The sequence below is a fragment of the Bacillus sp. OTU530 genome (genome assembly GCF_038440375.1).
The window spans coordinates 1-23,274 of the sequence record NZ_JASATP010000056.1; the positions used below are offsets into that span (position 1 = coordinate 1).

Consider the following 23,274-nt stretch of genomic DNA (forward strand, 5'->3'; position numbering starts at 1 on the left):
TGGCAGCCGTTGCTGCCATCCTTTATACATCACATTTAAATTTTAAAATTAACCTTCTACGCTAAGTGCTGACAAGATGGATGCCCAGGTTCAATCATTACTCGTTATTGAGCCCACATCTGAAATAAGCCCTCTGTAACCCCAAGGTTGTACATATAGTAAATGCCGAATATAAAACTAACAGTTCCAGCAAGCTGTGTTAAAGAACGGTTAAGATTTAAATTTTTCTTACTATACACAAAGGGAATTCCAATGATCGTTGTAAATGTTAGCATTCCTAAAATTGTGCCAACGCCAAATATTGCAATGTAGAGGATACATTCCCAAACTGTAGATACAGTTGACATCGTTAAGACAACCATTGCTGCACTCCCTGCAAGACCATGAATAAAGCCGATCAAAGTTACTTTGATTAAGGAGGCCCTCTCTGGTGAATGGTCAGCTTGCTTTATATTTATATTTTTATAGAAAAGCATGCTCCTCATTCCAAGGGATACCAGCATTACCCCAACAAGGAATTCCAATGACATTGCCCATTTATCGGATAATTCACCCTTCATCAGAACCATTATGAGTCCTACGATTAATAAAGTGCTTGTATGGCCAATTCCCCAACAAGCACCTGTTAATGCAGAACGTGATAGTTTCTTATTTTTACTGACAACAGTTGCTACGGCAATAACGTGATCAGGCTCTATCGAATGCTTGATTCCTAAAATAAATCCTAGAAATAATACTGACATAAAGCTAATCATTAACGGGTAACCTCCTAACCTTTCCTTATTTCAATGCCTTCCACACCTGCTCGTACACCTTTTTCAAAGGAACATGATGAAGTCGTGCAATCTGCTTACATTCCTCAAATTCTGGTGCCCTTTGCACAATTTGTCCAGCCAGTATTCCCTCTTTTACCGTCACACTTCCCCACTCCGTTTCAACCTTTCGAAACACTCTTTCCAGCCGGTGAACGGTCAATGGATAATAGCGTATACCAAGCGTAGTGGTTTCCTTGAAGAGTATTTCTTCCATTGTAGCTAGCTTTTTACGAGAGCAGAGTAGTTGAAGTAAAACCCCTGGTCTATTTTTTTTCATATAAATGGGGGTATAGAAGACATCATTTGCCCCGGATTCAAAAAGTAAATCCATTACATAACCAAGCCATTCTCCTGAAACATCATCAAGGTTTACTTCCATTTTGATCATTTGATCATCGAGATGTTCGTGATTTGGAGGCGGTTGAGAAACCATCTAGCATACTCCCTCTCGTAAAATATAATCATTATTCTCCAATGACGACGCGAAGCACATTGGGGTGGTTTTTAAATGTCTTTGTTCCAGCACCATAGCCAATTGACTCAACTTTCATGGAAGGAATGGCACAAAATTCTTCTGCAAGCACCGCTACAATAGCTGCTCCTGTTGGAGTCGTTAACTCAAAGCGAATCTCTGATTGTGCAATAGGTACACCCTTCAAAATTTCCAATGTAGCAGGTGCAGGCACTGGATATACACCATGATCAATATGAATTTTCCCTGTGCCTACAGGAATTGGCGATGATTTCACTCTCGCTATATTTAATTGATGGATAAGAATTGCTGCTCCAACGATATCAATAATCGAATCTACCGCACCGACTTCATGAAAATGAACGTGTTCTAGTGGAATTCCATGAATATGTCCTTCTGCTTCACCAATTTTTTTAAAAATCTTTAAAGCGGTATCCTTTACTGGCTCGGAAAAACCAGCTGCTTCAATCAGCTTTACGATATCCTGATACGCACGATGATGGTAGTGATGACTGTGCTCGTGGCCATGGCTATGCTCGTGATGATGACCATGTTCGTGGTCATGGCTATGCCAATGATGATGACTGTGCTCGTGGTCATGGCTATACTCATGGTGATGACCGTGTTCGTGGTCGTGGCTATGCTCATGGTGATGACCGTGTTCGTGGTCGTGGCTATGCTCGTGATGATGACAGTGGTCGTGGCTATGCTCGTGATGATGACCATGTTCGTGGTCGTGGCTATGCCCATGATGATGATCCTCTTCCAGTAACATCACATCAAATTTTGTACTGGTTATCCCATTTTTCACGACCTTTTTCCATTTCAATTCGTACTCATCTGTAATGTTAAGTTTTTTTAATTCTTCTACCAGTATGTCTGGGTCTGCACCAGCGTCAAGGAGAGCCCCGATAACCATATCTCCACTAATCCCTGAAAAACAATCAAAGTACAGTGTCTTCATACTTCTCTACTCCTTTTTGTGCAAGCTGATGGATCAGTGCAGCGTTATATCCTCCACCAAAGCCATTGTCGATATTCACGACACTAATTCCTGAAGCGCAGGAATTTAACATCGTAAGTAAAGCGGACAATCCATTAAAGTTAGCACCGTATCCAACACTTGTTGGAACAGCAATCACAGGGGCAGAGACAAGACCTCCGACCACACTCGGAAGAGCGCCCTCCATACCTGCAACTGCCACTATGACAGTAGCACGTTGTATTTCATCGAGATGGTTGAGCAGTCGATGAATGCCAGCAACTCCTACATCATAAATACGTTTCACCTTGCTTCCTAACACTTCAGCTGTGATTGCCGCTTCTTCCGCTACTCCTAAATCAGAGGTGCCGGCGCAAACGACAGCCACATACCCTTGTGAGTTTATTTCTGCGGTACTATTCTCTTTCCAAAACAGAATACGTGCTGTCTCATTATAGATAAATTCCGGGCAAACTCCTTGGACAATTTCAGCCTTTTCTTTTGAGATTCGTGTGATTAATACTTGGTTGTTTTTTGATTGTAAAGCCTGACTGATCGAAATGATTTGTTCTGCAGTTTTTCCTTCACCAAATATAATCTCCGGGAAGCCTTGTCGTTTTTTACGATGATGATCCACCTTCGCAAAGCCTAAGTTCTCAAATGTAGCTAGCTGTTCCTTTGCTTCGGTTACACTCAGGGTTCCTTTTTGAACCTGTTCTAAAATATCTTCGAGCATCTGGCTTCCCTACCTTTCGATTCTTCTAAAAATACTTAGACAAATCCTTTGCTAATTGTGCATATTGCTCATATATCTTTTGGTAAATTACGCTGCTTTCCTTATTGGGAAGAACGGCCTGTCCAAGTGGTATATTCCCTTTAATTTCTTCAAATGAATTCACTCTATCAATACCGACTAGAGCCGTCCACGCTGCTCCCCATGCGGCACTGTGATGACTTTCTGAAACATAAATTTCTGCTTCAAATATATCAGCCATCATTTGCAGCCAAAGACCTGATCTAGCCAGCCCACCGTTCACATAAATTCTCTTCGGACTGCCCGCTAACCTCTCCAAGGCTTTCCCAATTTGATATAAATTAAAAGTAATCCCCTCTAGAACCGCTCGAATAAAATGTTCCTTTTTATGTGTAAGAGTGACTCCATAAAAATTTCCTTTTGCTCGCTGATTCCATAATGGTGCTCTTTCCCCATTAATGTACGGCAAAAAGACGATTCCTTCTGCGCCAGGAGCCACCCGTTCGGCTTCCTTAAGAAATTCTTCAAAGCTACCTTCGTCATTTAATAGATCCTTTAACCATTGCAAAGCAATGCCTCCGTTATTCGTAGGCCCACCAATAATGGAGAAATCTGCTGTAAAGGAGTAACAAAAGGTTTCATGCTTCTCGTTAATGGTAACCCCTTTTGTAATTTGCCGAATTGCTCCGCTTGTACCAACTGAAACAGCTACTTCGCCAGGGAGAATGGCTCCAATCCCTAGGTTAGCCAATTGACCATCAGCTGCCCCAATCACAAAAGGCATTGCCTCATCGATTCCCATCTCATCAGCAATTTCTGGATGAATGTTCGTTAATATCCTTGTAGGAGGAATGATTTCTGATAGCTGCTCCTTCCTCACACCAGAAAGCTCTAATAATTCCTGTTCCCACTCCAACAAGCTAGGGTTAAACAATCCTGTTGCTGATGCCATGGAATAATCGATCAGTCTTTTATTAAACCAACGCTGAAGCACATACTCCTTAATGGACATAAAATATGCTGCTTTATGATAAGGTTCGTATGCTGTTTCCTTCATCCATAATAATTTTATGAATGGAGTCATCGGATGAATAGGCGTTCCGGTTTTGGAATAAACGCTTCCTCCTATTGTTTCTAATATCTGTTCCGCCTGATGATGGCTTCTCCCGTCTGCCCAAATCAGCGCAGGAGATAGCGGCTCGCCATCCTCATTGATACAAATTAGCGAATGCATAGCCGATGAAAATCCTAAAGAAATCAACTCATGCTTTTCGATACCAGCCTGCCTGATTGCTTCCCTGATGGCTTGTACAGCAGATCGTTCGATTTCTTTTGGATCCTGCTCTACCCACCCCGTTTGCGGATAGTAGAATGTGTTCATTTTCTCTACCTCAGCGACTATATGTCCGCTTAAGTCAAATACACATGCTTTCACACTCGTTGTCCCGATATCAAGCCCCATTACAAACTCTCTTGGCATACTTCATCTTCCTTTTCCCCACAACAATAGGTGTTTTTCTTTTACTACTGCTCCGCTTGGAAAAAGGCTTTGAGTGAATCCAAAGCCTTTTCTGTTCCCAAATCTCCTACTAAAGCCATTATGACGATAAAACTTTGTTCATACTGCCGCTCTGATACCCAATTAAGTCTAAGGTAATATATTTATATCCATAGTGCTGAAGCTCTCTTGCAATGGAATCATGATGCTCTAACACAATCTTCATATCGTTTGGTTCGACTTCAATTCTTGCAATCTCTTGATGTGTTCGAACCCGAACCTGTCGGATACGAAGGGATTTTAAATACATTTCGGCCCTTTCAACCTTAGTTAACTTCTCCTGTGTAATTCGTTCACCATAGGCGATCCTCGAGGAGAGACACGCAAATGATGGTTTATCCCATGTCGGTAAATGACACTCACGTGAAAGCTCTCGGATTTCCTGTTTAAACAAATTCACTTCCTGGAGAGGCCCCCGGATTCCTTTTTCTTTAGCAGCCTGCATACCTGGTCGATGTTCATTCAGATCATCAGCAATTACTCCGTAAACTACATTTTGGAATCCCTTTTCTTTCATGACTGGGATTAAGTGATCAAATAAACTGCTCTTGCAGAAGTAGCATCGATTCTTATTATTCTCCGTATAACCAGGTATTGCTAATTCTGATGTTTCAATCACTTGATGCTTGGCACCAATTTGTTTGGCAAGTAGCTTTGCCTCCTCCAGCTCACTTGTTGGATATGTTTCAGAGTCAGCTGTTACAGCAAGTACGCGATCAGTACCTAACGTGTCAACAGCTGCCTTTAATAAAAACGTACTATCCACTCCCCCAGAGAATGCTACAACAACCGAACCCATTTCTTCGAGAATAGACGTTAGTTTTTCATACTTCTCTGTTAACATCGCCTGATCTCCCCTCCATACTCAATCATCTACCTCTATCTGTAATGCCTACCACTGTTAGCATATTGATCCTAGCTTTGCTTTATGTGCTCCGGTTTAAATGGTCATGCTTCCAAAACCGCCGTCAACACGAATCAGAGTCCCTGTAACGAAGCTAGAAGCCGCCTCTGAAGCTAACCAAACGGCAGCCCCCTGCAGTTCTTCCGGAGTACCAAAACGCTGCATCGGTGTATGGTTCATAATAGACTCAACTCTTTCAGCGCTTAGGATTTTACGATTTTGTTCAGCAGGGAAAAAACCTGGAATGATTGCGTTTACACGAATTCCATTTGGCGCAAATTCACGTGCTAAATATTGCGTCACGCTATTAAGACCAGCCTTTGATACAGAATACGTAAATACCTTTGATAATGGTGTTGTAGAAGAAACGGATGAAATATTAATAATGCTTCCTTTCCGCTCTTGCTCAATCATTCTCTTCGCGAAAATCTGACAAGTGAGCACAATTCCCTTTAGATTCACATCCATGATGTCATCCCATTCTTCCATTTCAAGCTCAAAGAAAGGTGTCGTACTATTTTTACCCGGCGCATTTAGGAGGATGTCCCATCCGCCAGACCATTGTTCGATTTCATTAGCTACTTGGGTTAAAGAATCTCGTGAACTCACATCTGCTTGAAAGGCCTTTGCAGTTCCCCCATTTCCTTCTATTTCCCTAGCTACCTCCTGTGCCTTTTCCAAGTTGCGCCCGACAATCGCAATATTCGCTCCATGTGCCGCTAGTCCCTTGACAATTGCGGATCCCAGTACACTATTTCCCCCGATTGCAACTGCTGTTTTTCCAGATAAATCAAATAATTGTTTCATGTTTCTACTCTCCCTCTATTTATTTTTTATTTAGAATAAGTTTCCTTTTTCATCGAATGGAAAATCATACAAATCTGAGATTTGCTCCATTTGTGGGTGATTTGCTACATATTCAAGCAAAGCTTCCGATACTTCAATCTCACTGATTTCTAATGTATTTTTAATACGTACCATTTTCACCTGTGAAAAATCTAAAATATTGCTAGTTTTAATAGCTGCTTGAATAGCTTCCTTATCATTTGGCAGTGTTGTCGCTATTTTGGTTGGCGCTACAACAGTGGAGGTTAAGCCGTTAGCGTAGGTGGTTTCCAGATCCATCCTGTCTACAAGTCGCTGTGTAGTAAAGTCTGCCGTTCCAACACCATTGGCATTTCCCTCTGTTTGAGGAGTTAAACCGAGGACAACCATTTTGTTAACCTCTGGCCCGCCATATGCATAAGGAGTTGGATAACGTCCCGTAATGTTTGGATCCATTCCATCACCGCTAATGTTTTTACCAATTTGATCAATCACGAGAACCTCTAATTGTCCAAAATAGAGCTTCGGCAATAGCTCCTTCGCTTGCTTTTGCAAATCAGCTTCTTTTTCTACAATTTCTGTAGGGTCCATAACATCGACGACTGCTACTTTATCAAATGCATTTTCAAGCGTCGCAACCCCAAATAGCACCGGAAGCTTTTCCATAATCATCTTTGCCATTGCCGGTACATTTTCAGCCATATACTTAAAGCCTAGCTGATGACAGGCCTCAGCACCCTTTTGCTTTCCTAGACCAATGCTAATCATCTTCATAATGCCACTTTCAACAGGTCCTCGAAATGCCGTATGCGGTTTCACTCGATTAATGACGACAATACCGTCTGCTTTAGCAGCAAACTGATCAACATAAACAGGCAGCCCATTTGGCAATTCTCCAAGCTTCACGACCTCCATTGAGGAGCGAATCTCACAGTTTACACTTTCCTCTGTAACACCAAGGTGAGCTAGCACTTCACGCTGCCCTTCTGCAGTCGCACCACCATGGCTTCCCATACTTGGCACAATAAAAGGCTTGGCTCCTAACTCTTGCAAAAACCGCACTGTGACCGCAGTAATTTCAACGAGACGATCAAGTCCTCTACTTCCTACTGCTACTGCAATTTCCATCCCTGGCCGGATTTTGTTTTGGATATATTCCTGCTGCAGTTTGTCCAGTAAAGCTTGTTCAAGATTTTCAATTTTTGTATCGTCAAACCTCACCTTTACTTTCGCCATTTTTGGCACTGGAATATCTTTTAATAATTCCTGTAAAATACCCACGAACTTCTTCACTCCTTTTTCTTTTAAGTATCTCTTAGAAAGCTATATACAATGTACTGTAAAAGCGATACCCAGCAGGTGTAATCCCTTTCAAAAAAAACCGCTGATTGGCGAGCCCTGCCCTTGGGCGAAGACAGAAGCGTAGTTGCACTTATCCTTTATTCCTAAAATTTCTCGCTACGTCGAATGGGCTTCCTACTAGAGATTTATACTTTCTCAAAGTGTCAAAAAACTTGGATCAGCCTCTCACTGAAGGGATATGCGTATTTGTTATACCTCCCTTTAGTTTGTTTACCAAACAAATTAATCACTTGTATAATATCATTACAGCTACTTTCCGTCAATATTTATATGGAAGCTTTTTAATATAGGCTAGGCAATATATGATTACAGGAGATGCGACATACATCAAAAAAATCAATAGAAGCTTGATCATAAGCAAAATTATTGAACATGGAATGGTCTCACGGGCAGATTATCAAAAATCACTGGCTTAAATAAAGCAACTATTTCTGTACAGGTGTCTGATTTATTAGCTGAAGAGCTAATTATTGAAACAAAGCAAGAGCATAAAAACCTTGGCAGAAGACCAATCATGCTTTCTATTAACAGACATGCAGGCTTTGTTTTAGGTGTCGACCTCGACAGTCATACCATTACCTTTACTGGTCAGAAAAACCTATACAAATCTATTCATAACCCCTTAATAGATAGATTTTTCTGTAATTCGCTCCTATCTCCATCGGAAATAGGTCATGGTTGGGCCAGTACGGTGCATACTTGTATGCACCCTCCCACAACCGACACGGGGGAATACCAAGTTCCTTTGTACGCCCATTCGGTGAAAAAATAGGGGGCTCCTATCTTTTGTCATACAAAAGAACATGATAAACCTTATAGGGTACTCGTAAACTGTCGTATGATTTGCGGGTACTTTTTCTTTGTTTTCAAACGATTCAACAGAATGGTTTTCACCTTTTTATAAGAAAGATATTTAGTAATGTCTGTATCTGTATACCGTTCCAATATATTTCTACTTGCATTCGAGTCAGCATCCATCTGCCCACACTTTTTACAAATAAACACTTCATTTTTTCTCGTTCCGAATTCATCGCAGAGGTGGCATACTTGCGATGTCGCTAATAATTTGTTATAGCCTTTATCAATGGCGATTATGTTTTTAGCTACCCACACTTTTTAAGTTCTGCACTTAACAGTTCGATGAATTTCAATTCCTTTATCTCGTATAAGAATTCGCAAATTTCCCTTATATTGATTTTTATCTCGCAAACAAAACGTAGCGAATTTACTATGTTTACGGGTGGATATCTTGATGTAATTCCTCCCATTGTTTTCATCATATCGATACATATTTGCATCAATCATCATACTTTTATTCTGTTTTGTATGAGGAACTTTCCCTCGATACCTTCTCAATAATCGACACATCAAATGATGTATATAATGTTCTCGTATAACTAGACCCTGAATAGAAATAGGACATTCAAATGTTCGTCTCTGCAGAATAGGTTGAAATAAACAAAAATCATTTAACATATAGTAAATACAATGTTTCTCGTCCTCTGTAAGGTTTTCATTTTTATGTACACACGATTTCGTTTTCCTAACTGCGTTCGACCAAAGAGACTTTATATTTGCAATTGCTTCATCTAAAGCTTGTTTCCAATAACGGGCTGGTAGTTTCCACTGTTTTGCGAATCCACCAGCCTTCTTTGTCTATGTATCTCGAATGGATTTTTTATAATCTTTTAATAGATGAAGGCTATTGATTCCGGAAAATCGAGAATATACATAATTTTTTACTTTTCCATATTGATTTGCAAGGTAGTTTAATTCGCCCATAGAGAACAAAAACTCTTGCTTTTGAGTAACATAAACAGAATAAGATTCTGCATTCCAAGAACCACTCTCACGAATCATCTGTTTGATTCTTGGTGCTGCGATGCTGAATTGTTTTATATTTTTCTTCATTCTCGGTCTTTTATTCTGTTTTTTCACCTTCTTCTCGTTCGACATTCGCTCCACCATTCTCCTCCATTATCATTTTTTGAACAGAATCTATCATTCTCTTATTTTTATGACTTCTGCTTCCATATAGTTTTGCAGAAAATACAGTAATCATAGCTAAAACATCTTCCACTAGCTCTTCTTCGTATGTTTTTTGTTCATCCTCATTCAAAATGACAACATCCACCCCATGAATACGACACATTTCAAAAATGATTTCAGAACCAAAACGTAATAATCGGTCTTTATAGTTAAGCACGAGTGTGTTTACTTTGTTTAGTTCTATGAGTCGAATCAATTCATGTAACCCTTTTTTATTGTAATTTAAACCAGAACCAATCTCTTCAATGATTTTGTATTTCCATCCTTTAGCTGCACAATACAATTCCAATACTTGTTTTTGGCGTTCTAAATCATCTTTCTTCTTGAGTGTAGAGACCCTAGCGTAACCAATTGCTATCTTTTCTACTTGTTTTTTCTTTTTTTGATTGGCATAGGATAATACCTCGTCCATATCGTAACGTCTATGGCCTCCAGGAGTTCGCTCTGAACGAATATGTCCTTCTTTCTCCCATCGACGAATCGTCGCATCTTGAACGCCAAGTTCTTTGGCAATTGCTCCAATAGGTACCCTCATTGTTAAATATCTCCATTTCTTTAGTAGGTTTATAATAACAAAAACCTATTGATTATATCAATAGGTTTTTGTTATTATGTATAGATTTTATTTTACTGTTTCAAAGCTCTTTAACAAAAAGGCAATTTAATTTCGAATGTACTCCCTCTGCCTAATTGGCTTTTAATTTGAATAGTTCCGCCATGTTCTTGGATAATTTTGAAACTGACCATTAAACCTAAACCTGTACCGTTCTCCTTTGTGGTAAAGAAAGGTTCTCCAAGACGTTTCAAGTTTTCTTCGGAAATACCGGAACCTTCATCGATAAAACGAATATAGAGTTCATTATGTTCTTTTTTGCATTCAATTTTAATAACTCCGCCACTCGACATGGCTTCCATGGCATTTTTTATGAAGTTTATAAATACTTGTTTTAATTGATTTCCATTGCAGTTAATCAGCAATTCTTCAGAATCAAATTCAGTAACCAATTGTATATTTTTATACGCTGCCTGTGTTTTAAAGAGCGGAAGAATTTGCTTAAACAGGACATGAACATCTTTTTTATTATATTTTGTTAAATGCGGTTTAGATAGCACTAGGAACTCATTAAGAATGAACTCTATTCTATCCAGTTCTGACTCCATGATATCCGTATACTCTTCTTTTAATTCTCCATTTTTAATTAGATGAAGAAATCCCTTTAATGAGGTTAAAGGATTCCTGATTTCATGTGCAATTCCTGCAGCAAGTTCCCCCACTGTATTTAATTTCTCTGTTCTCCTAAAGACTTCTTCATTTCTTTTATGTTTAGTGATATCTAAAATATAAACATAGAAATGAGTAATTGACCCATCCTCATCTCTAACTATTGTTGTATAATCGTAGACCCAGATAATTTCTCCATTACTTTTTATAATTCGGTACTCTTGCTCGAACATATTGCGTTCACTTAAACTGGAGTTCGAAACTTCATTTGAAACTCGGAGTAAATCGTCCCCAAAAATGATATCTGCATATTTTATACGGCTTAACAAAAAGTCTTCTCTTTTATATCCTAAGTTTTCTTCTATATTTGATGAGACATATTCAACTGGCCAATTCTTGGCATTTTTCCACTTCAACACCACGATCGGCCCTTGCAAAAAAATTTGATGTTCATCCAGAGGAACGAGATTTTTTTTGTACATAGGCAGTTACCCCATTATAAGCGTTTTAAATTTATTTAAATAAAAAGTAGTGAACTACAAAAACTTTGCATTCAACAACGCTAAGGGTATTTAATACCACACAACATCATTTGTGTTGTACTAGAACGATAAAAACTAATAAGATCGGTTGCTAATGCAACACAATTGAAAATAGGGTTAAAATGACTCGAAATCTCTTAGCGTGGTTTTTTTCCAAAATGCTGACGATCTCCCAATAAAGAGAAATATTAAAGAAAATAAGGCAATCTTAGTCCTCACGAATATAAAACTAAGACTGCCTAGTGGGTTTTTCTCCTGTCTACTTGACAGGAATATATTTATCAGGAACAAGAGGAATTTCATTCATGAGTTAAACATATAAAATGTAGCGTTCCGACTTACATTCTATGTTTCCATATCACTTTTATTGGTTTTCTTTACCGATCTTATAACATTCCCCAATCAAGCTGAAAACTCCTCACGAATCGCTTGCTGTTGTTGAATAGTCGTTTTCAATGTGGATTCTATTTGATCAAAATATGTTTCTATTAGGTTGTTGGTAGCTTTACTAGGTGTTCCATATAATTGTTGCAGGTGCTTCGTTGCTTCCTTACCTAGCTTACTCCATTCTTCAACATTCTTAGAAACGGATATCAGATTCAGAGTTTTAAGACTTTCAAGGAAATACGATGTAGTATTCTCCATATATTGATTGATTCCACTCTCTACTTTCCCTAGGTTTTCACTTGCTTGCATCCACATATCTTTTTGGTGTTCTATCGCTTGAAAAGCAAAGCCTTCCATTTCACGTTGATAAGCCTGTACGAATTTCACACTGTTTAACCAGCCACCCCATACGATATGATGGAACACATTCACAGAATGATCCATTTCAAATATGTTAGCAACTTGGTTATTCCTTTTAGATTTTTTAGCAACTTGTGCAGACATGTTTACATCCTCCTCTACTTATCCTCTTATATATAAAATAGCTGTTGTTTCAGCTATTAACTTATATATTTTTGTCTATTCGTTCTTGTGGTCTCAATTTGTATAGATTGAAAAGGTATAAAAAATCGAGTGTACATGGTGAAGAAATGATTTAACCTTTTCTGACATTGTTCTAACACACCAATCCATTCACCTCAAGATCAGCGCTACTAGCTAGTATATACTCGTTTAGTAGGAACGTCAGATTCGGTACTCTATTCCATTTTAATCATATTTTCTTCCTCTACCTGTCTTAATGTATGGTAAAACCCCCTCAATCTACGTGTGGAATCAAAGCCAGATTTCATTAGGTGCTGAATAAACTCATAACCTTGGAAATTACACCCTCTTAAATTCATTAGGTGTGCAAGTATTACCACATTTTAGTTAACATCATCCTGTAAGCTGATCTTATCGTTAATTTGATGTTCGGTCTTGTTATTGATAGACAGGATAATTATCTACATTTCCATTTTTTACTTATATATGTAATTTACACCTATGTGCATATTCTGTCAACTATAGTTCTGGTGCAAATATGGTACGATTTTGAGATATTCATACAGATTCCATATAAAATCGGGGTTTACGCAGTAATTCCAAATCATTGATGGATGAACTTTACTTGATTTTGGATAGACTTGTCCTGTAAAACAAGTTGCCCTTTTTTATCATATGCATAGCTTCGATGCCTCTCAAAATCAAGGTAGCTGTAATTTCAATCCTAACAGGGAACGAACTCTCTTCTTTATGGGGTTCTGACGCATGCCCATCAATCTGAGAAAATAAATTACCCCAGCAAGTTAGAAGCGCCCTGTTCATTTCCCTGTTACTCTATCTTTGTCATGAATCAAGTATGTCCAAAAAATATGCAGGATTTTATGTAAAAGGTAGGGAGACTCGTCAAAAGATTGGGAGGCCAAAAGCCTCGTCGCTTGGGCATTGCATAAAATACTGCATATTTTCTATTGTCCGAGAATGGGGGAAACCCAGTATTGATGCGGATACCCGAGGGAATCCCAATCCCGATAATATGGGATTATGTAAATCTGACATGTATGCAATATGCATTCGTTACTCCTTAAAAGTATTGAGAATAGGAAAGTAGGATAGGATAAATAACTAGATGAGACATATAAACGTGTGGATCAATCCGTGTAATGGATAATGAAGAGGAGATCTCTTAGACGATGGAGAAAGCAAAAGTTAGTGCCATTCAACTATTTGCCCTGATGTTTCTGTTTGAGATGGGGACTGCATTGGTCGTAAGTTATGGGATAGGTGCTAAAAAAGATGCCTGGCTTGCGATTCTTTTAGGATTGGGAGCAGGAATTGTCTTATTTTTCATTCACTACTTTTTATTTCGCCAATATCCCAACCTGCCGTTGACCGGATACGCCAGAAAAATATTCGGAAAATATCTTGGATGGATCATTGGCTTGTTATACATTCTATACTTTTTATACATTGCTGCCCGAAATCTGCGTGAGTTCGGTGATTTGCTGATTTCATCGGCATTGCCAAAAACACCGTTGTTGGCGATCAATATTTTAATGGTTCTGACCATTTGTTATGTACTTTCTCTAGGCATTGAAGTATTAGGGAGGACAGCAGAAGTATTTATTGTCGTTTTGCTCCTATTAGGGGCAACAGGAAATTTTTTAGTGCTTGTTTCAGGTAATTGGCATCCCCATAATTTGCAACCGTTTCTGGAAAATGGATGGAAACCAATCTTAACGACAGTCTTTCCGTTGATTATCTCTTTCCCTTTTGGAGAAATGATTGTCTTTACAATGCTACTTCCCTATTTGAATCGACCTGAATCAGTGAAAAAGGTATGGTTGTCTGCCTTGATTTCAGGCGGTCTGGCCTTAAGTTGGACAGCTAGTTTAAATATCGTCGTTCTTGATGTCGAGAAAGTGGAGAGGTCCGTTTTTCCTTTGTTATCAACTATCAGAGTGGTCAATCTTATGGAGTTTTTACAACGACTTGATGTTATTGTTGTTTACACCTTATTAATTACGGTGTTTTTCAAAGCATCTATCTTTTTTTATAGTGCGGTCATCGGAATAGTTGACTTGTTCAAGTTAAAAAATCATCAACAAATAGTTTTACCAGTTGGGATTATTCTCATTTTTTTGTCAATAGTGATTGCCTCAGATTTTGCCGAACATTTGGAAGAAGGCTTTGTTATTACAGGATATTATCTTCACATTCCTTTTCTTATGATTATTCCGTTGTTAATGTTACTTGTTGCCATCATTCGCAACCGTTTCAAAAAGGTGAAAGATAAGAAAATCAAGTCGGAATCCAGTGCACCGTAGTCTTACTTCCTATATCGTTGATTATATGAACACAAAACAATAGAATCTCGAAACATTAGATAAACCCATATCAGTCCTGGGTATCTATTCACGTACATGATGCTGGACAAGATGCGGTGTATATTCACACACCAAACCCTAACAGCAACAATTACCTATATAGGAATTGCAACATTAGTTGGGATTGTGATATTCCTGATATGTTTAAGGATCTTGTAGACTTAGACAAACAAAATGTTGGCTTTTTAAGTTCTGAATATGGAGAGGTGTACTATATTCAATCCAAGGTTTATGGAACTCCATTATAAACCTTATTTCAAGTCAATAAGGGAGAAATTTAATTTCCACTTCCGAAGGTTATGTCAACTGGCAACCCGAACGGGGCTGTTTTTGTTTCTTAGTATACATTGCCCATGTTTTATTAATGGAACCATATAAAAAGACAATCACATTTTAGTCATGTCTAATACGTGATTGTCTTTTATTTTTAAGCATTTTTCGATTTTAGATCTTGATAAGAACTCTCAATCTACTGTTCCATTTGCCAAACCAGACACAGCGAGTATATACGAAATCGGTTCAGCTGTATGTCCATCATTATAACGTACATCAAGCGTGCTCATAAACCATATATCGTCTTCCGTCACCGTGTATCCGTGATTTCCCCAAGCTTCTAGTACATCATTTACAAGTGTATTTCTTTCGCTCCATTCAGCATTTTCCCAATCTGATCCAGTTCCACTTGCAAGACTGCTGACACTCTCTGCAATCTGTATCAGTTCGTCACGTTTTTCATCCCTTGTCTTTTCTGTTGTGATAACAGATTCAGGCGTAAAAGCTGGAGAAGGTATTGTGGTTGTTTCTACTACTGCTGGAGAAACAGAAGTGGTGACAGGAGCTTCCTGATTCCTTTCAGACTCTTCCTCAACGCTTTCTTTCTGTATCTCTTGTGTGTTTTCCTCCTCTGCTATCCTAGATGCTTCCTCTTTTTCTGCTTTTTCATTGGATGCAACATTGCTCAATCCCCAGATAAATACAACAAGGAGTAATAATCCTAATAATTTCAAACCAAACTTTTCTATGTGATTCATATATATACCTCTTTCTATTCTTTAGCCTCTTCCATAATACACTCGTAAACAATTCCCATGAATAAGAAATTTATTCCAAATTTAATGACAGCTCATATCCGTCTACGAATCTCAAAATAATTGTTTTCTTGGTTCTGCTCCTGAACATACTGATACTATTACTCTACAAAAGGTGTGTGATCGATATGGAAAAGGACAATTTGTTCAAATGGAAGCACCATCAGCCTGATATTATTTTATTAACGGTAGATGGTATCTACAGTACAACCTAAGTTTTCGTGATTTGGTGGAAATGATGGAGGAACGAGGCTTATTCATTGCTCATACAACCATTATGCGTTGGGTACATCAATATGGTGCTGAGTTAAATAAGAGAATCCGACGTCATCTCAAACAAACCAATGACTCATGGAGAGTGGACGAAACGTACATAAAAGTAAAAGGACAATGGATGTACCTATACCCTGCAGTCGATTCAGCTGAGAATACCATTGATTTTTTCCTTAGTAAAACAAGAGATGCCAAATCAGCCAAGCGCTTCTTGAAAAACGCCTTGACTTTTTCTTATGTTGCCAATCCTCATGTCATAACAGTAGATAACTATCCAGTAGCGATTCAACAGTTAAAAAATGAAAAAAAGATGCCGAAAGGCATCCAAATAAGGCAAGTAAAATATCTGAACAACATCGTGGAACAGGATCATCGATTCATTAAGAAGCGAGTCCTTCCTATGTTAGGGTTCAAGTCTTTTGACACAGCTACATCTATTCTTTCAGGAGTAGAAGCCATGCATATGATTCAAAAAGAACAGATTGATTTACGGGATCAGTCTGTCCGAAATCAGAAAGAATTCATCCATCAATTGTTTGGGCTTACAGCATAAGATACGATTCCACTAGGAATATATGTGCTTTATTCTCTTTTATTTTACCTTTACACCAGAACCATAAAAGTGGTTCTGGTGTAAAAATAATTTGTTAGAACCATAGAACAGCAATATCCATTTACGAGGAGTGTAAGTTCTTCTCCCTTCTTAGTTGCTCTGGTCACAACTCCCATAACATTTTTTCCAACTATTGATCTTTCGTCTTTTATCACGTGTATCTCACTAGTAAAAGAGGATGCTTTTTGTACGAATTTAGCAGCGGATCTAGCCTGAAGACCTTGTTGAAGCTGAACAATAACCTTTTTTTCAATCATGCATAATCACCTGTCTCCCTCAAGTCTTATGAAGATACACCCCAAACGTCTTTCAATGTCCATGCCTCTAATTCTAGTAATTATGCTATTCCATCCCTAGACTTGCCGGATCTGGATATATACGACTTGTCATCGCAAGTTCGCCATCATCGATAAGCAGCTCTAATGAAGAGCGGTCCACATACATATGAAGAGTAATCATATCACCACCTGTTGTATCAATTTTCACTTGACGAACACCGCCAATGATCTACTTTTGCACAAAGATATACACAATAACCATCGGTGACAGTGCTAATAAGTACGAAGCAAATACTAAATTATAATCTCTGTCAAATTCAGATTGGAATACGTACTGAGCTAACGGAAGCATTGTATCTGCTAGATCATTCAAAATAATGGGCGCAGCATAAAGTCGTTCCATGCCCAAAGCACGTCAAGATATCAATTGTCGCATTAATTGGTGCAAGTAATGGAAAAATAACTTTCCAAAACACACTCCATGTGCTGCATCCGTCTACTATCGTCGCTTCTTCCAATTCCGCTGGGATGGGCGTATATGCCCTATATAAATAAAGATGTGAAGATTCGCAATTAATAATTAGTTTATTTATTGCTGAGCTTGACAGCTCTCTCGAATGATTAACTCTGTCTGAAGCACCGCTTTCATCGGTACATTCCTGTCATGTAAGCGGTCATGCAAAAAACTTATCGCCATTTTATTACTACCTAAAGTAAAGACAAGTAAATTTAAGTTAAATTTACTAAAAATATTAAATGAATCATAACAAAAAAATCGATTTCGTTCAATGTGTTTCCAATTAATTTACTTAATTTATTAGAATTTACCCGTTGTTAACTGTGAATCCCTTCGAATATCCTAGTGTAATTATGCAAAAAACGACAAAAAAACCTATAAAAATAAAAACCAATGCTAACAACGTAGATAAAACCAAACAAAAATGACAGATATTTTTAGTTAACATAACTAAAAATATCTATTTTCGAAAAAAATTTTGATTTTATTTTTCTATGCTATTCTTTTGTTTTTTATTCGCTTTCATTGCCTAGATCTCAGTTTTAATGATCCATTTAAATTTTTAGATATTTTTGATATTGATTTACAACGCCAGTTGACTCCCTCTAGAGAAGAATGTAAATTAATAGCGGAATCGGTTCTGTAAAACATTCTTAAGAAAATATAGGGGTAGGAAACCATTTTAACTCGTCGTTTTGAGAAATCCATGCCCTTTATCAATCGGTGCACCTTTGTTTTAGTTCATGTCTTTCTAGTTTAATGAGCAGGGTAGTTTCCTAGATATATGAAGCCATAATGAATGACTTTGTCCATCCTGCTGCAATGATGACGAACCCTGCAGCCTTGGAAAAATACGTAGATGGTGCTGGTCAGCACTTCATTCTTCACTCATTCCTGTAAGTTAAGAAATGAATAAAGAATGCTTGTCTTTAACATCTAATGAAGATTAAGAGGAGGAGAAAATTTATGAATATCCAAAAAGTTATCAGAAAAACAGCAGCATTAACCTTTACTACAGCATTAGTAATGAGTGGTGGAATTCAAGCTTTTGCTGCAGAAAAAGACAGTCAAGATTTCAACAAAAATTATGGAATTTCCCATATTACACGTTATGACATGCTGAAAATACCTGGACAGCAAAACAGTGATCAATTTAAAGTGCCTCAATTCGATGCATCCAAAATTAAAAATCTTTCTTCAGCAAAAGGCTATGATCAGTTTGGTAATTTAATAGATTTAGATGTATGGGATAGCTGGCCGCTTCAAAACGCTGATGGAACAGTGGCGAATTATAATGGTTACCATATCGTTTTTGCTTTAGCAGGAGACCCTAAAAGAGGATGGGACACGTTTATTTACATGTTCTATCAAAAAATAGGCGACACATCTGTTGATAGCTGGAAAAATGCCGGAAGAGTATTTAAAGATAGTGATAAATTCGCTTCTAATGATCCTATTCTTAAAAATCAGGCAGAAGAGTGGTCAGGTTCTGCAACCTTAACCTCTGATGGGAAAGTCCGTTTATTTTATACAGATCGGGATAGCTGGGCACCAGATTCCGGACACTATGGTAAACAAACCTTAACAACAGCCCAAGTTAATGTGTCTCAACCAGATGCTAATACGCTGAAAGTTGATGGTGTAGAAGATTTCAAATCTATCTTTGATGGAGACGGTAAAAAATATCAAACTGCTCTACAAGGTTTTAAAGCTTCCGATCCTAATACTAATACATGGGATAATCATACATTAAGGGATCCTCACTATGTTGAAGACAATGGCCATAAATACCTTGTTTTTGAAGCTAATACAGGGACAGAGGATGGTTACCAGGGAGCGGAATCGCTATACAATAAATCTTATTATGGTGGAAGTAATGCCTTCTTCCAAGCTGAAAAAAATAAATTGTTGCAAAGCCCTAAAAAAAGTAGCGCTGAGTTCGCGAACGGTGCACTGGGTATCATTGAATTAAATGATGATTATACCCTCAAAAAAGTAATGGATCCGTTGATTGCATCTAATACCGTAACAGATGAAATTGAACGTGCTAACATATTTAAAATGAATAATAAATGGTATCTATTTACAGATTCGCGAGGATCCAAAATGACCATTGATGGAATAGGCTGGAATGATGTATACATGTTAGGATATGTATCCGATTCCTTAACCGGCCCATATAAACCGTTAAACGGAAGCGGACTTGTATTGCGAATGGGTCTTGATCCTAATGATCTTACATGGACTTACTCTCACTTTGCTATACCGCAAACAGAAGGTAATAATGTAGTAATCACAAGCTATATGACAAATAGAGGTTTTTATACAGACCACCATTCTACTTTTGCACCAAGCTTTTTACTTAACATTCAGGGATCCAAAACATCTGTTGTACCAAATAGCATTCTTGAACAAGGACAATTAACGGTTGATGGTAAAAACAAATAATAGTTTTTCCTATTTTACTTATTTTTTGGTACATCCACCTAAGTTACAACAATAATTACAGGCTTATAATTAAAAAAGAGAAAGCTTAAGATTAGGGGAAATGGTGATAGTTTATCGCCATTTTCTTTTGTTTTTAGATATTAAACACATTCATTTCTAAAAGAAGTAGCTTGAATGTATATATAACTGATTAGTTTTTTCGACCTTCCCTTATTACAATGCTTATCCGTTCATCAATTTTTTAGCGTTATTGCTAGTGATCGTATCAACTGCTTATACCCTTACTAATAAGTCGAAACTATAAGTCAGTTATATGGTGGATAATCTGCTCCCAACAAAATTAAAAAGGAATGAATCTATTTTGAAAAAAAGAGTATTCAATAAAAAAGTCCATATATGGATAGGTGGTTTCATTATCTGCCTAGGTATCATATTTTGCATACGATTATTGGACCTTCATATAGATAAGAAAATAAATAAATCGGTCACCAACTCCAAGTTAACTTCTCGACCCGTGTATCATTTTAGTACTCCTGACAAATGGAAAAATGACCCTCAGAGACCTATTTACTTTGATGGAAAGTATCATTACTATTATCTCTATAACCGTGATTATCCAAGTGGTAATGGTACAGAATGGCGGCATGCGACATCACAGGATTTGGTGCACTGGAAAGATGAAGGGGTGGCCATTCCTAAGTACACAAACAAAAATGGTGATATTTGGTCAGGATCAGTCATTGTTGACCGAAAAAACACTGGAGGCTTTGGAAAAGGAGCCATTGTGGCGATTGTAACCCAACCGTCTGCCGACGGAGGAAAACAGGAGCAATATCTATGGTATAGCACAGACAAAGGAAAAACGTTTAAATCTTACAGTGATCATCCGATTATGCCTAATCCAGGGACAAAAGATTTTAGAGATCCAAAAATTATCTGGGATAATCAATCTGGTAAATGGATGATGGCTTTAGCTGAAGGAACGAAGATTGGTTTTTATGAATCCCATAATCTAAAAGAATGGCACTATACAGGAGGGTTCTTCACACAAAATATAGGAGTTGTAGAATGTCCTGATCTTTTCATGATGCGGGCAAATGACGGGACATATAAGTGGGTTCTAGGCGCCAGTGCGAATGGAAAATCCATAGGTAAACCCAATACCTACGCATATTGGATCGGTAACTATAATGGAAAGGACTTTATCGCAGATCACAGTGAACCACATTGGTTGGATTATGGTTTCGATTGGTACGCCGGCGTTACTTTTGAAGATGGTAAAAGCAGAAATAAATTTGATAAACGTTACGCTTTGGCTTGGATAAATAATTGGGATTATCCGAACAATACACCAACATTGCAAGACGGTTTTAACGGGGGGGATTCCATTGTTCGTCAAATTAAACTAAAAAAACAAGATGACGATGCATACATTCTTACTTCACAGCCTATTGAAGCATTGAATCAATTAACCTTCTCAACAAATCATTTTAAACATATCGAGGTTAATGGTTCAAAAACCCTTAAAGTAAAAGGTGACGTTTATCAGCTTGATGCTGATATATCTTGGTCGGATGCCAAGAATGTAGGATTAAGAATTCGAGAGTCAACGGACAAAACACGCCATATTGATGTGGGCTTTTTTATACAAGATCACTTTTCTTATGTTAATAGAGCTTTTACAGACCAACCCGATAAGAGTAAAAAATATGTTGAAAATAAAGCCCCGTTTGACGCAAGTAAGAAGAAAGTTCATTTGAAAGTTCTTGTTGATAAAACAAGTATCGAAGTATTCATTGACGATGGTAATGTAACCTATTCGAATGAAGTATTTCCTCATTTAAATGATAAAGGAATAACACTTTTTTCTGAAGGAGGCACATCTACCTTTAAAAATGTTGTGGTCAAACACTTTCGTTCTATCAATTAGGGTCAGTACCAGGAAGTGGTTTTGGTCGTGAGTCATTTAGTGTTTCGATTCAAGTATCAAAGGTGCGGCACAAGAGTTTTGTGAAGAAAATATATGCTCTTCGGTTCTGGTGCAAAGATAATTTATAAAAAACGTAGGATATGAATTTTCTACTAACTTACGGATTATGATACGATACCGAACAGCTTATCAATGAATTCTTTTCGATTTTGGGCAGTTTTCTAGATTGATAATATCAGTACGTCCAAAGTTACTAGATTTCTTGCACCAGAACCTTTTTCCTTATGTATTGGAGGATCTGAAAGATTGTAGAAGAAGACGAAGGCTACCGGTTGAATTAAATCGTTTGGATGAGACTCCGCTTATTCCTACTAGGAGCAAGGAGTTTTATGATTATACGTATCTAAGCCGCTATGTAAAAAAGATTATTAAAGAAACGCAGCTTTACTATGGCAGCAGGAAGAATTTTAATAAGAGAGCACAAAAAATAATTTGACTTGTAACTCTTTGATTATGTTGGTCTTTCTTACTAGTAATCAAAGAGTTATACCTCATCTACTCCCAGTCATTTTGACAAAACCTTTAAAAACTAGCTTTTTTTATTCGAAAGAGAATCTCTTAGAGCCACAATAGCTGCTTGTTCATCGCTTCCATTTGCAATGATCGTAATTTCTTCGCCTTCTCTAATTGCTAGAGACATAACCCCCATAATACTTTTAGCGACTACTGACCTTCCATTTTTAATTAAGTTTATCTCACTGTTAAAAAATGAGGATTTTTGCACAAATTCTGTAGCAATTCGAGCCTGAAGACCATTTTGAATACGTACAACAATCTTTTCTTCTATCATTAGTAAATTCTCTCCTTCAAAGATTATTTGTATTTAGTTTGTTGTCAGTTATACTTATGCTTTCATTAGACTCTGGTGCAAATACAATGAAAGTTTGAAAAAATAAGTAGACTTCTTTCGGAATCCTACCTTATACTGTAAATCCAAACAACTGATGTAGAAATTCTTTCTGGTTTTTGACGGACTTTTCCCGTAAGAAAACTTGCTTCCATACTACTCAATATCTTTTTGGCAGTTCAAAACGATTTCAATCCTAGCATAGAACGAACTCGTTTCTTAATAAATCGATGGTCTTGCTCAATGATATTATTTAGGTACCTCTGTTGTCTTATTTACGTACCAAAAGGCATGCTTTTTTCTTCTTGTAATTCCTAGCTACAGGATACGCTGGATTCTTATCGACTGTGATTACGCGGTTCTGGTATACAGGTAAGGCTATGTTTGGAATACTATCAGTCTTAGCAGAATTTGAACGGGA

Annotated in this window: 20 protein-coding genes and 4 pseudogenes; 4 read left to right on the plus strand and 20 right to left on the minus strand. The window is 37.7% G+C overall.

Going from position 1 to position 23,274, the window contains the following annotated elements; translation table 11 throughout:
- Positions 1–104 precede the first annotated feature (104 nt).
- The 14 genes and pseudogenes from AAHB12_RS26320 to AAHB12_RS26385 form a co-directional block, all read right to left on the minus strand.
- Positions 105–755 (minus strand): urease accessory protein UreH, encoded by a 651-nt coding sequence (locus AAHB12_RS26320; protein ID WP_342048158.1) that lies wholly within the window; start codon positions 753–755, stop codon positions 105–107.
- Between the two features lie 25 nt (positions 756–780).
- A complete protein-coding gene (larC, locus tag AAHB12_RS26325; protein ID WP_342048161.1) occupies positions 781–1,248 on the minus strand; it encodes a nickel insertion protein in 468 nt (155 codons plus the stop codon).
- Between the two features lie 31 nt (positions 1,249–1,279).
- Positions 1,280–2,251, minus strand: a complete 972-nt coding sequence (locus AAHB12_RS26330; protein WP_342048163.1) for a LarC family nickel insertion protein — start codon at positions 2,249–2,251, stop codon at positions 1,280–1,282.
- A complete protein-coding gene (gene larB, locus AAHB12_RS26335) occupies positions 2,232–3,005 on the minus strand; it encodes a nickel pincer cofactor biosynthesis protein LarB (RefSeq protein WP_342048165.1) in 774 nt (257 codons plus the stop codon). Before larB ends, AAHB12_RS26330 begins: the two co-directional genes overlap by 20 nt.
- A gap of 25 nt (positions 3,006–3,030) precedes the next feature.
- Positions 3,031–4,503 carry a gluconokinase gene (locus AAHB12_RS26340; RefSeq protein ID WP_342048166.1) on the minus strand — a complete coding sequence of 491 codons (1,473 nt, stop codon included), beginning with the start codon at positions 4,501–4,503 and terminating at the stop codon, positions 3,031–3,033.
- Between the two features lie 118 nt (positions 4,504–4,621).
- On the minus strand, positions 4,622–5,425 hold the full coding sequence (gene larE / locus AAHB12_RS26345) for an ATP-dependent sacrificial sulfur transferase LarE (RefSeq protein ID WP_342048168.1): 804 nt from the start codon (positions 5,423–5,425) through the stop codon (positions 4,622–4,624).
- 96 nt (positions 5,426–5,521) lie between these two features.
- Entirely contained in the window at positions 5,522–6,292 is a 771-nt protein-coding gene (locus AAHB12_RS26350; RefSeq protein WP_342048170.1) for an SDR family oxidoreductase, read from the minus strand.
- Positions 6,293–6,322: 30 nt separating this feature from the next.
- Complete coding sequence (locus AAHB12_RS26355; protein ID WP_342048172.1) at positions 6,323–7,591, minus strand: lactate racemase domain-containing protein; 1,269 nt, start codon at positions 7,589–7,591, stop codon at positions 6,323–6,325.
- An 894-nt stretch (positions 7,592–8,485) separates the two neighbouring features.
- The gene (locus tag AAHB12_RS31965; RefSeq protein WP_446715619.1) at positions 8,486–8,785 is read right to left on the minus strand and encodes a zinc ribbon domain-containing protein; all 300 of its coding nucleotides are present in this window, start codon (positions 8,783–8,785) and stop codon (positions 8,486–8,488) included.
- A gap of 543 nt (positions 8,786–9,328) precedes the next feature.
- On the minus strand, positions 9,329–9,628 hold the full coding sequence (locus tag AAHB12_RS26365; protein ID WP_342048174.1) for a hypothetical protein: 300 nt from the start codon (positions 9,626–9,628) through the stop codon (positions 9,329–9,331).
- Positions 9,594–10,256, minus strand: a complete 663-nt coding sequence (locus AAHB12_RS26370) for an IS607 family transposase (RefSeq protein WP_342048176.1) — start codon at positions 10,254–10,256, stop codon at positions 9,594–9,596. Before AAHB12_RS26370 ends, AAHB12_RS26365 begins: the two co-directional genes overlap by 35 nt.
- 110 nt (positions 10,257–10,366) lie before the next feature.
- Positions 10,367–11,425: an ATP-binding protein gene (locus AAHB12_RS26375; protein ID WP_342048178.1), complete on the minus strand. Its 1,059-nt coding sequence runs from the start codon at positions 11,423–11,425 to the stop codon at positions 10,367–10,369.
- 462 nt (positions 11,426–11,887) lie between these two features.
- Complete coding sequence (locus tag AAHB12_RS26380) at positions 11,888–12,376, minus strand: hypothetical protein (RefSeq protein ID WP_342048179.1); 489 nt, start codon at positions 12,374–12,376, stop codon at positions 11,888–11,890.
- 643 nt (positions 12,377–13,019) lie between these two features.
- Positions 13,020–13,167, minus strand: a pseudogene (locus AAHB12_RS26385) (IS6 family transposase); the annotation flags it as partial.
- Positions 13,168–13,605: 438 nt separating this feature from the next.
- Here AAHB12_RS26385 and AAHB12_RS26390 point away from each other — a divergent pair.
- Positions 13,606–14,739, plus strand: coding sequence for a GerAB/ArcD/ProY family transporter (locus tag AAHB12_RS26390; RefSeq protein WP_342048180.1), 1,134 nt, complete (start codon positions 13,606–13,608; stop codon positions 14,737–14,739).
- Between the two features lie 524 nt (positions 14,740–15,263).
- Here AAHB12_RS26390 and AAHB12_RS26395 read toward each other — a convergent pair.
- Positions 15,264–15,830, minus strand: coding sequence for a hypothetical protein (locus AAHB12_RS26395; RefSeq protein ID WP_342048183.1), 567 nt, complete (start codon positions 15,828–15,830; stop codon positions 15,264–15,266).
- A gap of 185 nt (positions 15,831–16,015) precedes the next feature.
- Here AAHB12_RS26395 and AAHB12_RS26400 point away from each other — a divergent pair.
- A pseudogene (locus AAHB12_RS26400) lies at positions 16,016–16,713 on the plus strand (IS6 family transposase).
- A gap of 50 nt (positions 16,714–16,763) precedes the next feature.
- Here AAHB12_RS26400 and AAHB12_RS26405 read toward each other — a convergent pair.
- The 3 genes and pseudogenes from AAHB12_RS26405 to AAHB12_RS31970 form a co-directional block, all read right to left on the minus strand.
- Positions 16,764–17,030 (minus strand): HPr family phosphocarrier protein, encoded by a 267-nt coding sequence (locus AAHB12_RS26405; RefSeq protein ID WP_342048185.1) that lies wholly within the window; start codon positions 17,028–17,030, stop codon positions 16,764–16,766.
- Positions 17,031–17,115: 85 nt separating this feature from the next.
- Positions 17,116–17,259 (minus strand): GH32 C-terminal domain-containing protein, encoded by a 144-nt coding sequence (locus tag AAHB12_RS26410; RefSeq protein WP_342048187.1) that lies wholly within the window; start codon positions 17,257–17,259, stop codon positions 17,116–17,118.
- 21 nt (positions 17,260–17,280) lie between these two features.
- Positions 17,281–17,613: pseudogene (locus AAHB12_RS31970) on the minus strand (ABC transporter permease subunit); the annotation flags it as partial.
- A 921-nt stretch (positions 17,614–18,534) separates the two neighbouring features.
- Between AAHB12_RS31970 and AAHB12_RS26420 the strand changes: the two are divergent.
- Positions 18,535–20,016, plus strand: a complete 1,482-nt coding sequence (locus AAHB12_RS26420; protein ID WP_342048190.1) for a glycoside hydrolase family 68 protein — start codon at positions 18,535–18,537, stop codon at positions 20,014–20,016.
- 313 nt (positions 20,017–20,329) lie between these two features.
- Positions 20,330–21,946: a glycoside hydrolase family 32 protein gene (locus AAHB12_RS26425; protein ID WP_446715620.1), complete on the plus strand. Its 1,617-nt coding sequence runs from the start codon at positions 20,330–20,332 to the stop codon at positions 21,944–21,946.
- A 589-nt stretch (positions 21,947–22,535) separates the two neighbouring features.
- Here the strand turns inward: AAHB12_RS26425 and AAHB12_RS26430 are convergent.
- Positions 22,536–22,796, minus strand: a complete 261-nt coding sequence (locus tag AAHB12_RS26430) for an HPr family phosphocarrier protein (RefSeq protein WP_342048191.1) — start codon at positions 22,794–22,796, stop codon at positions 22,536–22,538.
- Between the two features lie 130 nt (positions 22,797–22,926).
- Positions 22,927–23,128 (minus strand): annotated as a pseudogene (locus AAHB12_RS26435) (DDE-type integrase/transposase/recombinase); the annotation flags it as partial.
- Between the last annotated feature and the right edge of the window lie 146 nt (positions 23,129–23,274).